Origin of the sequence: Flavobacterium glucosi (genome assembly GCF_048286535.1) — a bacterium.
In the GTDB taxonomy this organism is placed as follows: Bacteria; Bacteroidota; Bacteroidia; order Flavobacteriales; family Flavobacteriaceae; genus Flavobacterium.
On the sequence record NZ_JBLVPK010000001.1, the window covers coordinates 223,958 to 237,682 of the forward strand.

The window sequence follows — 13,725 nt, forward strand, 5'->3', positions numbered from 1 at the left end:
TTGTATGCATAAAATTTGTACTTTTTTGCTTGTATTATTCTGTGGTTTTGCATCGCAAGCCCAAGTAAATCAGGCAGCTCAGGATACCGTTAAAACTGGGTTTTCTATTGGAAAAGTCCAGCTAAAAAACCCAAAGAGTATTCTTTCAGCTTACACTTATGACCCTATAACAGACAGGTATATTTACACTAATTCTGTTGATGGATTCTCTATCAATTATCCTATTATATTGACGCCAAAAGAATATGAAAAATTGGTTTTGAAAGAATCAATGCGTGATTATTTTAAAAAAAAGGTGGATGCTATTGATGGTAAAAAAGAAGGTAGCGAAGCCGCTAAAAAAGATTTATTGCCAAGGTATTATGTGAAATCAGGGCTTTTTGAATCTATTTTTGGAAGTAATACCATCGATGTAAAACCGACCGGATCTATAGAAATGGATTTAGGAATGCGGTATACAAAACAAGATAATCCCTCTTTTTCGCCCAGAAACAGGTCCAATCTTTCTTTCGATTTTGATCAAAGGATAAGTATGAGTTTGATGGGTAAAGTAGGAACGCGACTTAACGTAAATGCTAATTACGATACACAATCAACTTTTGCTTTTCAAAATTTAATGAAGTTAGAATATGCGCCTTCAGAAGACGATATCATCCAAAAAATCGAAGTAGGAAATGTGAGTATGCCTTTGAACAGTTCTTTGATTCGAGGTGCGCAAAGTTTATTTGGTGTAAAAACACAATTGCAATTTGGAAAAACCACTATTACCGGAGTTTTTTCGGAACAAAAATCACAAACGAAAAGTTTAATCGCTCAAGGTGGAGGGACAATTGAAAATTTTGACATGTTTGCATTAGATTATGATAATGACAGGCATTTTTTCTTATCTCAATATTTTAGAAACAGGTACGATAAATCATTAGTAAATTACCCTTTTATAGACAGCAGAGTTCAAATTACCCGGCTGGAAATTTGGGTAACCAACAAACAAAATAGGGTAGTAGTTACCAATAATAACCTCAGAAATATTATTGCACTTCAGGATTTAGGGGAAGCACAATTAAATGGTTTAGCGGATAATGAAGTGGTTGTTTTAGATCCTATTCCTTCCAGTCCTCCGTTTTTTACTACAGGACCAGATACTCCAACAGATAATAAAAACAATGCATACAATCCTGAATTAATACAAGTCGGTGGTGGTTTATTGAATCCAAATATTCGTGAAATTGTAACGGCAAACTCAGGTTTTAATGTCACGGTAAGCGAAGGACAAGATTACTCTAAATTAGAAAATGCGCGAAAGTTAAATCCAAATGAATATACGTATAACACCCAATTAGGATATATCTCATTACAACAAAGATTGGCCAATGATGAGGTTTTGGCAGTTGCTTATCAATATACAATTGGTGATCAAGTGTACCAAGTAGGTGAATTTGGTAACGATGGAGTAGATGCAACAGTAGTCACAGGAGACAGTCCTTCAAATCAAGCCATTATTTCTCAAAGTTTGATTTTGAAAATGCTGAAAAGTAATTTGACCAATGTTAAAAATCCAGTTTGGAACCTGATGATGAAAAATATCTATCAGATTCCGGGTGCTTATCAAGTAAAACAAGAAGATTTTAGATTTAACATTCTGTACACCGATCCATCTTCTTTAAATTATATTACTGAAGTTCCGGGAAGTCCTTTTCCAACGAATCCATTGCCTCAAAATGAAGTTGCCGAAACTCCTTTGTTAAAAGTATTTAACTTGGATAAATTAAATTATAACAATGATCCTCAAGCTGGAGGTGATGGTTTTTTTGATTTTTTGCCTGGCTTAACGATGGATGCTCAATACGGAAGAATTATTTTTACTACCAAAGAACCATTTGGAGAACTGTTATTCTCTAAATTATCGAATACAGGATCCGGTGAAAATTATAACAATACCAGTTCTTATAATGAAAACCAAAAGAAATATGTGTTTCGCAGTATGTACCGAAATACACAATCTGGCGCTTTGCAGGACAGCGATAAAAATAAATTTTTATTAAGAGGAAAATATAAATCATCTGGTGGCGATGGAATTCCGATTGGTGCTTTAAATGTGCCCCAAGGTTCTGTTGTGGTTACAGCTGCAGGTAGAGTTTTAGTTGAAGGAATTGATTATAGTGTAAATTATCAATTGGGAAGAGTTCAAATCTTAGATCCGTCGCTTCAAGCTTCTAATACACCTATCGAAGTGTCATTGGAAAATAATTCCGTTTTTGGTTTGCAAACCAGAAGGTTTATGGGCGTAAATGTAGAACATAGAATTTCGGATAATTTCTTAATTGGAGGAACTTTCCTTAAGATGACCGAAAGGCCGTTTACTCAAAAATCAAGCTTTGGTCAGGAATCAGTTAACAATACTATTTTTGGATTCAACACTAATTTTTCTACTGAAGTTCCTTTCTTGACCCGATTAGTAAATAAATTGCCAAATGTAGATACTGATGTGCCATCTAATCTTTCTGTAAGAGGAGAAATTGCTTTTTTGAAACCAGATACTCCAAAAGCAGATCAATTTCAGGGCGAGTCTACCATTTATGTAGATGATTTTGAAGGTTCACAGTCTACTATAGATATGCGTTCTCCGTATGCATGGAGCCTGGCGTCAACACCGGAAAGAAATACCACGAGTACGTATGATTTTAATGCGAATGCCAATGATTTGAGTTATGGATTTAAAAGAGCCAAATTAGCATGGTATTCAATTGATCCTATTTTTTATACTCAAAAGCCAGCAGGAATTTCAAATGAAGATTTGTCATTCAACAATACCAGAAGAGTTTTTAGTGAGGAATTGTATCCTTTGACAGATATTGCACAAGGACAGTCACAAGTTATAAATACACTGGATTTAAGTTATTATCCTTCTGACAGAGGTCCATATAATAACAGTTTGAATTCGGCAGTAAATCCAAGAGATAATTTTGGAGGAATTATGCGATCCTTAAATTCGACTAATTTTGAACAAGGAAATGTCGAATATATTCAGTTTTGGGTATTAGATCCTTATGTAGGAAACGGTCAGGCACCACAATCCAATACAGGAAAAATTTATTTCAATTTGGGTGAAATATCGGAAGATGTTTTGAAAGATGGAAGAAAACAATATGAAAACGGACTTGGGCCGGATCAGATAGTGGTAAATCCACGGCCATTATGGGGAGATGTTCCGGCTTCACAATCATTAATATATGCTTTTGACACTAATGTAGCAAACAGGACAAATCAAGATATTGGTTTGGATGGTTTGGTTAATGGCAATGAAGGAGCTGTGTATACAAATTTTGCTTCAGAGTTAGATCCGGCGGCGGATGATTATACGTTTTATTTGAATGCTTCCGGAGGAATTTTGGACCGATATAAAATGTACAACGGTACTGATGGAAACTCTGCGGTTGATATTAATGATCCTAACAGAGGATCTACAACCGTTCCTGATGTAGAGGATATCAACAGGGATAATACTATGAACACAATCAATGCGTATTACGAATACAGTATTGATGTTCAGCCAAACATGAATGTGGGTCAAAACTATATTACTGATATAAGAAATACCCAAGTGACTTTGGCGGATGGCTCGACTACTGAAGCGAGATGGTTGCAGTTTAAAATACCAGTTTCACAACCTGAAAACACTGTAGGAAATATTTCTGATTTTAGATCCATACGCTTCATGAGAATGTTTATGACAGGTTTTAGTGAAGAAGTAACCGTTCGTTTTGGTGCGTTGGATTTGGTACGAGGAGAATGGAGAAGATATACCAATACGCTTGATTTTAATGATACTAATGTTGCGGATGATGATACTAATCTAGATGTTTTAGCGGTTAATGTTCAGGAGAATAATGAGAGATGTCCCATAAATTATATTGTTCCTCCGGGAGTACTAAGGGAACAATTATACAACAACAATACAGTTATTAATCAAAATGAGCAGTCGTTAGCATTACGAGTATCTGGAAATGGATTAGAGCCGGAAGATTCCAGAGCAGTTTTTAAAAATGTAAGTATTGATATGCGTCAATTCAAGAAACTGAAAATGTTTTTACACGCAGAATCGTTACCAAATGAAGTTGTACTTCAGGACAATCAAATGGTTGGATTCATCCGTTTTGGTAATGACTTTACTCAAAATTTTTATCAAATTGAGATACCTTTAAAAGTAACGAGTCCATCTTCTGCATCAAATACAGATTGTTCTCCTTTAAGTGCAGAGGAAGTTTGGCCTGACGAAAATGAGATTGATTTATCCTTGGCTTTATTGACAAAATTAAAGATTCTCGCAATGAGTATTAATCCGAGTGCATTGCCCCTGGATGGTATTTATTATCCGGATAATGATCCAGCAAATACTGAGGGTGACGGAAGTGATAGATTGCGATTGGGTATAAAAGGGAATCCTAATTTTGGATTAGTGCGAACGCTTATGGTTGGTCTAAAAAACAACGAATCCCGGAATGATATCAAAGGAGAAGTTTGGTTTAATGAACTACGCTTAGCGGATATGGATAATCAAGGCGGGATGGCAGCGGTATTGAATGTTGATACAAATTTAGCTGATTTTGCTACAGTTTCTGCTTCAGGTAAAAAGAGTACTATTGGTTTTGGAACTTTAGAACAAGGGCCAAATGAAAGAAACCGTGAGGATACTGAGCAATATAGTATTGTGACCAATGTGAATCTGGGTAAATTGTTGCCTCCAAAATGGCAAATTAATCTGCCTTTCAATTATGCGATTGGTGAAGAAACGATAACTCCGGAATACGATCCTTTTAATCAAGATATTAGGCTAAAACAATTGCTGGATAACACGGCTGATCAAAACGAAAAAGACAATATCGAAAAAAGAGCTATAGATTACACAAAACGGAAAAGTATAAATTTCATTGGGGTTAGAAAAGACCGTAGTCCAGAACAAAAACAGCATGTATATGATCCGGAGAACTTTACTTTTTCTCAATCTTTTAATGAAGTGGAAAGACATGATTTTGAAATTGAAGATTATGTAGACCAACAGGTAAATTCATCGGTGGATTATGCTTATACTTTTAAACCAAAATCAGTAGAGCCTTTCAAGAAGACAAAATTCATGAAAAAGAGTAATTATTGGAAATTGTTAAGTGATTTCAATTTTAATTATTTGCCTTCAAATATTTCGTTTAATACCAATATCATCAGACAGTACAACCGTCAGCAATTTAGACAGGTAGATGTGGAAGGAATTGGACTGGATCCTTTATATCGAAGAAATTTTGCTTTCAATTATCAATATGGATTTAATTATAATTTGACTAAATCTTTGAAATTAAATTATACAGCTTCATCCAGTAATATTGTGAAAAATTATTTGAATGAAGATAATGAGCCGATAGATACTTTTACAATCTGGGACAGTTATTGGGATATTGGAGATCCCAATCAACACATGCAGCAATTGGTTGTGAATTATGAAATTCCAATCAATAAAATCCCATTATTTAGTTTTGTCAAAGCTAATTATTCTTATACAGGGGACTATACTTGGCAGCGTACTTCTAATGCGTTGTCTCAAATAGAAATTGAAGGAAACAGTTATAATTTAGGGAACACGATTCAAAATGCAAGTTCAAATAATTTGAATGCGACTTTCAACATGGATATGTTGTATAAATATTTAGGACTGACAAAAAATACTAATAAAACGGTTCCAAAACCTAAAACAACTGCTCCAAAACCTGGTGAAAAAATAGTAAATACAAATGCTAATCAAGTGCCAAAAAACAATGAATTTGTAGATAGTTTTATAGGTATTTTGACGAGTGTTAAAAACATTCAGATGAATTACACCTACAACAGCGGTACTGTTTTACCGGGATATACTCCAGGCGTAGGCTTTCTTGGCTCATCAAGACCGTCGTTAGCATTTATTTTCGGAAGCCAAGATGATGTGCGATATGAAGCTGCCAAAAATGGTTGGTTAACGAACTATCCTGATTTTAACCAAAATTTTTCTCAAGTAACCAATAAATTATTTAAAGCTACGGCAAATGTTGATTTGTTACCAGATTTAAAGGTTGATTTGACATTAGATCGTGCCTATTCTGAAAATTTTTCAGAACAGTATGATGTTACGGATGGGATGTACAACCCTAGATCTCCATACAATACAGGTATTTTTTCAATTTCTACAGTATTGATAAGAACTTCGTTTTCCACTAGTGATGAAAATTCATCGCTTGCATTTGATGATTTTAGAATGAACAGGCTTACGGTAGCCAATCGATTAGCAACGCAACGAGGAATTGATATTAATAACCCTGGTAATTTGGATTCAGATGGATTTCCGATAGGGTATGGAAAAAACAATCAGGCAGTATTGTTGCCGGCATTTTTAGCGGCTTACTCAGGCGGAAATGCATCGGATGTTTCTCTTGGGATTTTTAGAAGTTTCCCAATTCCAAACTGGTCGATAAAATACAATGGTTTGATGCGTTATGGTCTCTTTAAAAAGAATTTCAAACGTTTCTCTTTGCAACATAATTACAGGGCTTCTTATACGATAAATGCGTTTAGGTCAAATTTTGAATACGACAAAGACCCGGAAGGAAAGGATGTAAGTGGTAATTTTTTCAATCAAACCATAATGTCAAATATAAACTTGGTGGAACAATTTAATCCGTTGTTACGAATGGATTTTGAACTAAAAAGCTCCTTAAAAGTATTAGCCGAAATCAAAAAAGACAGAGCGTTGTCCATGAGTTTTGATAATAATTTGTTGACAGAAGTTAAAGGTATAGAATATGTTGTAGGAATGGGGTATCGTTTCAAAGATGTGATTTTCTCTTCCAGACTGGCAGATAATCCAACAGGAATAATAAAAAGTGACATCAATTTGAAAGCAGATGTAACTTATAGAAATAATCAAACGATTGTTAGATATTTAGATTACGACAACAATCAATTGGCTGGAGGACAAAATATATGGTCCTTGACAGTCAAAGCAGATTATGCTTTTAGTAAAAATCTAACGGCTATTTTCTATTATGACCACTCTTTTTCTAAAGCAGTAATATCTACTTCTTTTCCGTTGACAAATGTTCGTTCCGGAATCACACTTCGTTATAATTTTGGGAATTAATTTTTCTAAAAGGGAACAATTTTGAATAGAAGATTATTACATTTGTGGCATAAAATTTAAATTAGCAATAAATAATTATCAATTACAATTTATATGAACATACCAGTAAATTTAAAGTACACTAAAGATCACGAATGGATTAGTATTGATGGCGATACTGCAACTGTAGGAATCACTGATTTTGCACAAAAAGAATTAGGAGATATCGTTTATGTTGAAGTTGAAACTTTAGACCAGACTTTAGACAAAGATGAGGTTTTTGGTACAGTAGAAGCAGTTAAAACCGTTTCTGATTTATTCCTGCCATTAACAGGTGAAATTATTGCATTTAATGATGCTCTTGAAAGTACTCCTGAAAGTGTTAATTCTGATCCTTATGGAGCTGGATGGATGGTCAAAATAAAAATTGCAAATATGGCAGAAGTAGATGATTTATTATCTAGCGAATCATACAAAGAACTCATTGGTGCCTAAACAACTATTTTTTTTGGCCGCTTTATTATGGGCGGGTGTTATTGCTTTCTTTTGTTTAGTTCAACTAAATAATGTTCCGCTAGGGAATGTTTCAAACTTGGATAAATTAGTGCATGTCTTTTTTCATTTTGTTTTAACGGTACTTTGTTTTTTGTTTTTTCAAAAATATACAAATGCGGTAAACAGTTTAAAACCTACAATAATTTCTTTTCTGTTTTCTGTTTTTTTTGGAATAGGCATAGAAATAGCGCAAGAATTATTAACCGCTACCAGACATGCAGATGTATTTGATGTTTTAGCCAATTTATCTGGTGCGACTCTAGGAGTAGCAGGTATTATTTTATTTGATTTAAAAACAAAATTTAAATAAAATTCAATTTAAATAGAGTCCCACTTTGGTGGGACTTTTTTATTTTATAGCATTCAGGAACAGGAATGTTTATTTAGTTTGGTTTGTCTTTTTTTAAAAAGCATGTAAAAACTTCAGTTCTAGCGTTAAAAATACAAAATAGTGAAATTTTATAGTAAACTTATGTTCATATAAAATGTATTTTTGTGTGTCATAATCTACTCTAATTAAGAAATCAAAGCCCATGAATATTAAGCAATATTTAGATTCTACCTATTTGAAAACGGCAGAACAAGCGGGACTCAGCGAAAAAGAAAATACTTTGATAGTCAAAGGATTTATCCAAGAAGCCATCGAGGAGCATTTTAAGCTTATTATGATTCGTCCGAATATGGTTTCATTGGCAAAAAAAATGATTGTTGAGGCAAATTCGGTCGTGTCAATAGGAACTGTAATTGATTTTCCGGAAGGTAAATCGGCATTAGAAAGTAAGCTTAGTGAAGCTCTTCAGGCGATACATGATGGTGCTGATGATTTAGATTTTGTATGCAATTATGAAGCTTTTAAAAGAGGAGAATTAGCCCTGGTAAAAGAGGAAATTCTGAAATGTACCCAATTAGGTTTAGATAATAATAAGGTTGTAAAGTGGATTATTGAAGTGGCGGCTTTAAGTGATAAGGAAATTATCCAGTTGTCAAGTTTGATAAAAAACACAATCGTTTCTAATTTTAAACAAGAGCTTTTTGCATCGGTTTTTGTGAAGTCTTCGACTGGATTTTATAAAACAGAAAATAATTTGCCAAACGGCGCTACTATTCCCTCAATAATGATAATGCTTGAAAACGCTTCGCCTCTTCCGGTAAAAGCTGCCGGCGGTGTGAGGACTTATGAAGAGGCAGTTAAGATGATTCAATTAGGAGTAAAAAGGATAGGTACATCAGGTGCAAAAAGTATTGCTAACGGACAAAATTCATCTAATGAGTATTAAATTTATAAAAGATATAAACATGAAAAAGGGGTTGTTGGCTTTATTTTTATTTTCGTATTCTTTTTTTGCATATTCCCAAGATATAAATACTGCTTCAATACAATCTGGCAATTCGGCGGAGCGATTTCCTGTTTTTCCGGATTGTTTAAATTTACAATCGAAAGAATTGGAAAATTGTTTTTACAATCAAGTTCAGGATTTTGTTTTTCAAAATTTTCAAGTTCCGGATAATTTAAAACAAAATAATTTTCAAGGGAATGTAAAAGTCCTTTTTGAAGTGGACAGTAATGGTGTTTTTAAAGTGATTTATGTTGATGCTGTTGATGAGGCGTTGATAAAAGAAACAAAAAGAGTTTTTGGTACATTTCCAAAAATAGAACCGTCAACGTATAACGGAAAACCTACTTATTCTAAGTTTACCATTACTATTGCCATACCTTTAAAAAGTAGAATGGAACTCGAAGCAGAAGCTTTGGCGAAAGCCGAAATGGTTTCAAATAATAAACCGAAGCTTACAGAGTTGGACAGTATTGTATATAAAAAATTCAGTAATCCGGAGTTTGAAAGTCATTTGAATGTTCCTTTTTCGCATAGTTACTATGCACAGTTTGATGGCTCTTTAAATCAAGTGGGAAGTAATAATCATACCGCTTCAAAGCCATATACGTATGCCGAGGTTTCAAAATATTATGATTTGAAAGCCGTTAATGAAAAGATAAAAAAGAAAGCTTCCGGTTGGTGGGCAAGAAAATTATGGAATGAAAGTGCCGTTGAAATCCAAGGTGAAGGATATTGGTTTACATTAAATCCTATACTTGATTTGCAGGTTGGTAAAGCTTCAAAAAGTGAGGCGTCTTATACCTACGTAAACACACGCGGAATCAATTTCAGAGGAGGTTTGGGCAAAATGCTGAATTTCACCACAACTGTTTTTGAAAGTCAAGGGCGTTTTGCAGATTACTTCAACCGTTATGCTGAATCTATCAAGCCTGCGGGAGGAAATCCTGCTATTATTCCCGGGATAGGAATTGCAAAAGAATTTAAAACGGATGCGTATGATTTTCCTTTGGCTGAAGCCAATTTGACCTTTACACCTAGTAAATATCTTGATTTGCAATTGGGTTATGGTCGAAATTTTATTGGAGATGGATACCGTTCTTTATTAGAAAGTGACGGGGCCAGTCCATATCCTTATTTTAAATTGAATACTAATTTTTGGAAAATTAAATATACCAATACATACATGTGGCTCAAAGATGTTCGTCCTGAGGTCACATTAGAAAGAACCTATGCGACAAAATTTATGGCAAATCATTATTTGAGTTGGAACATTTCGAATAAACTGAATCTTGGTTTATTCGAATCGGTGATTTGGACCAATACGAATGACAGAGGATTTGATGTCAATTTTGTGAATCCAATTATATTTTATCGTTCGGTTGAATTCGCTTCTTCTGCAAGAAGTGGAAATGCTGTTTTGGGGCTGACTTTTAAATACAAATGGAGCAATCAAATCAATTTTTACGGACAGTTTATTCTGGACGAGTTTTCTCTTGGAGACATCAAAGAAGGAGATAATAGTTGGAAAAATAAGTACGGATATCAGTTAGGTGTTAAGTATTACAATGCTTTCAAAGTTGATAATTTACTACTTCAATTAGAGTACAATCAGGTGCGTCCGTATGTGTATTCTCATAGCATGCCAATCACAAATTATGCACACAACAACCAAAGTATCGGACATCAATGGGGCGCAAATTTCAAGGAATTTATTGCTATTGCCCGTTACCATAAAGGAAGGTTTTTTGCTGATGCAAAAGTTACTGTGGGAACACGAGGACTGGATTTTGACACCACCGAAGACGGCTTCAATTACGGAGGAAATATCTATAAAGATTACGATGAAAAAAGGCCTTTCGATAGTGGTGTAAAAGTAGGTCAAGGAAATAAAACGGCTGTTTTTATTGCTGATTTTCAGGGGGGGTATTTAGTGAATCCCTCGACGAATTTAAAGCTTTTTGGAAGTTATATTTATAGAAGTTTTGATCCGGCTAAAAACACTGCAGCCACTTTCACAGAAAGCACGAATTGGTTTACTTTAGGATTAAGAGCTGATATTTTTAATTGGTATTTTGATTATTAATCTTTTGTGAATTGTTTTTTGTCAAATCCCTTTTGATACACTACTTTTGCAAAAGTTTTTAAAAACAAACAAACTCTGGTATTGAACGCAACACTAAATACATTTTCATTAAAATCCATTTATATTGATTTCAGAGAGATCACTAAGGCACGTTTAGCTATTAGTGTTGTCTTTTCGTCTGTTGCAGGATTTATGTTGGGGATTTATGATTTACATTCATTAGATTGGATGGTTTTGCTGAAATTGGCAGTTGGTGGCTATTGTATGGTAGGCGCATCAAATGCTTTTAATCAAGTTATCGAAAAAGATCTGGATGCTTTGATGGATAGGACAAAAAATCGTCCCGTTCCAGCCGGCAGAATGTCTCAGGCTACGGCTCTGATTATTGCGAGTCTTTTAACGATTGTTGGAATTGCATTGCTTTACACAATCAATCCAAAAACCGCTATGTTTGGCGCCGTTTCAATATTTTTATATACAAGCGTTTATACTCCTTTGAAGACGATGACTTCATTGTCTGTTTTTGTTGGAGCTTTTCCGGGAGCAATTCCTTTTATGTTGGGCTGGGTTGCTGCAACAGGAGAATTTGGAATAGAAGCAGGAACTTTATTTTTAATTCAGTTTTTTTGGCAATTCCCACATTTTTGGGCTATCGGATGGTTTTTGTATGAAGATTATGAAAAAGCAGGTTTCTTTATGTTGCCAACAGGTAAAAAAGACAAAGGTACCGCCTTGCAGATTATCTTGTATACGGTTTGGTTAATTTTAGCGTCACTTTTACCAGTTTTAGGGTATACTGGACGTTTGTACATAACACCAATTGCTGCAATTGTTGTATTTTTACTGGGGTTATGGATGCTTTTTTATGCTGTTCGATTATACAAATTAAGAACTGCAAAAGCGGCTAGAACATTAATGTTAGTTAGTGTTTCTTACATTACATTGTTACAATTGGTTTATATATTTGATAAATTTTTAAGATAATTATGGAGATGATAATGACAACTGAGGAGCAAAAATCCAGAACGGAAAGATCCTACAAATTGATTTTGTTGTTTGCTATGGTAAGTATGACCATGATGTTTGCAGGGCTTACGAGTGCTTTTGTGGTGAGTAAATCCAGAGCAGACTGGTTGAAGGATTTTCAATTACCAATAGCGTTTTATTACAGTACTATTGCAATAATAGGTTGCAGTGTTACTTTTCATTTGGCTAAGAAAGCAATTCAAAAAAACCATCAAAGTAAAACGACAATTTTTCTTTTGACGACATTAGTTCTTGGAATATTGTTTGTAATTTTACAGTTTGTAGGATTTGGGCAAATAGTGGAAAACGGATATTATTTCACCGGAAGTGGAAGCTCAATAACCACTACTTTTTTATACGTTGTTACGGTTGTGCACTTGATTCACCTTGCTGGTGGCGTGATTTCACTACTAATTATAATTTATAATCATTTTAAACAAAAATACAATTCATCTCAAACCCTTGGAATTGAACTAGGTGCAATGTACTGGCACTTTCTTGACTTATTGTGGGTTTATTTGTTTTTGTTTTTATATTTCTTTAAATAAGAAAAAAACGTAAATTTGGGAACTTTTTAACGAATAACTTTTATGGAAGCGACAGTTACTACTGCAAATAGTGGAGAAAAAACTTGGGGAGGCGGCAATGAGCCAATGGGAGCAAGTTATGGCAAATTAATGATGTGGTTTTTTATCGTATCAGATGCTTTAACGTTCTCTGGATTTCTGGCAGCGTATGGTTTTTCACGATTTAAATTTATTGAAACATGGCCATTGGCCGATGAAGTGTTTACTCACTTCCCATTTATGCATGGAGTATCTGCTCCGATGTACTATGTGGCATTAATGACTTTTATTTTGATTTTTTCATCAGTAACAATGGTTTTGGCCGTTGATGCAGGTCATCAAATGAAAAAAAACAAAGTAGTTCTTTACATGTTCTTAACCATTATCGGTGGTTTGATTTTCGTAGGATCTCAAGCATGGGAATGGAAAAATTTCATCAAAGGAGAATATGGTGCTATTGAAACAAAAGGAGGAAGTTTACTTCAGTTTGTGGATAAAGATGGTAACCGTGTTGCTTTAGCTGAATTTGCGGCTATTTTGCCTGAAGAAAGAGAGCAATTGACAAGAAGTAAAGGGAAATGGTTCATGGATGAGCCAAGTTTGCCTTCTTATTCAGTTGCTGAAGTTCAAGCAGGTTTCAAAGCGCATCCTGAACTTTTAATCAGAACTGAGGTAATTACAAAAGAGAAGAAAAAAACAATTCTTTCAAGAGAAGAGTCTGAATCAAGATTGAGTCAAGCACATTATGTTGTTGAAGGCGCAAACTTGAAAAGAAATGAATACGGAAGTAAATTATTTGCTGACTTCTTTTTCTTTATCACAGGATTTCACGGATTTCACGTTTTTTCTGGAGTAATCATAAATATTATCATATTTTTCAATGTGTTAATTGGAACTTACGAAAAAAGAAAAAGTTATGAAATGGTAGAAAAAGTGGGTCTTTATTGGCACTTTGTCGATTTAGTTTGGGTATTTGTATTTACAGTTTTCTATCTAGTTTAATTTTCAAAAAGCAATTAT

At 34.3% G+C, this 13,725-nt stretch carries 8 protein-coding genes; all 8 read left to right on the forward strand.

Annotated elements, in window-relative coordinates; all coding sequences use genetic code 11:
* Window positions 1–4: 4 nt before the first annotated feature.
* The 8 genes from sov to ACNQGD_RS01160 all read left to right on the forward strand — a co-directional run bounded on the left by sov (window position 5) and on the right by ACNQGD_RS01160 (window position 13,707).
* The gene (gene sov, locus ACNQGD_RS01125; protein WP_417998018.1) at window positions 5–7,159 is read left to right on the forward strand and encodes a T9SS outer membrane translocon Sov/SprA; all 7,155 of its coding nucleotides are present in this window, start codon (window positions 5–7) and stop codon (window positions 7,157–7,159) included.
* 93 nt (window positions 7,160–7,252) lie between these two features.
* Window positions 7,253–7,633, forward strand: a complete 381-nt coding sequence (gene gcvH / locus ACNQGD_RS01130) for a glycine cleavage system protein GcvH (RefSeq protein WP_417995931.1) — start codon at window positions 7,253–7,255, stop codon at window positions 7,631–7,633.
* Between the two features lie 13 nt (window positions 7,634–7,646).
* Complete coding sequence (locus ACNQGD_RS01135; protein WP_417998019.1) at window positions 7,647–8,003, forward strand: VanZ family protein; 357 nt, start codon at window positions 7,647–7,649, stop codon at window positions 8,001–8,003.
* 223 nt (window positions 8,004–8,226) lie between these two features.
* A complete protein-coding gene (deoC, locus tag ACNQGD_RS01140; RefSeq protein WP_417993380.1) occupies window positions 8,227–8,970 on the forward strand; it encodes a deoxyribose-phosphate aldolase in 744 nt (247 codons plus the stop codon).
* 19 nt (window positions 8,971–8,989) lie between these two features.
* A complete protein-coding gene (locus ACNQGD_RS01145) occupies window positions 8,990–11,113 on the forward strand; it encodes a capsule assembly Wzi family protein (RefSeq protein ID WP_417998020.1) in 2,124 nt (707 codons plus the stop codon).
* A gap of 81 nt (window positions 11,114–11,194) precedes the next feature.
* Window positions 11,195–12,097 carry a heme o synthase gene (gene cyoE / locus ACNQGD_RS01150; RefSeq protein WP_417995935.1) on the forward strand — a complete coding sequence of 301 codons (903 nt, stop codon included), beginning with the start codon at window positions 11,195–11,197 and terminating at the stop codon, window positions 12,095–12,097.
* A gap of 2 nt (window positions 12,098–12,099) precedes the next feature.
* Window positions 12,100–12,687: a cytochrome c oxidase subunit 3 gene (locus ACNQGD_RS01155; RefSeq protein ID WP_417993383.1), complete on the forward strand. Its 588-nt coding sequence runs from the start codon at window positions 12,100–12,102 to the stop codon at window positions 12,685–12,687.
* Between the two features lie 42 nt (window positions 12,688–12,729).
* Window positions 12,730–13,707: a cytochrome c oxidase subunit 3 gene (locus ACNQGD_RS01160; protein ID WP_417993384.1), complete on the forward strand. Its 978-nt coding sequence runs from the start codon at window positions 12,730–12,732 to the stop codon at window positions 13,705–13,707.
* Window positions 13,708–13,725: the final 18 nt, after the last annotated feature.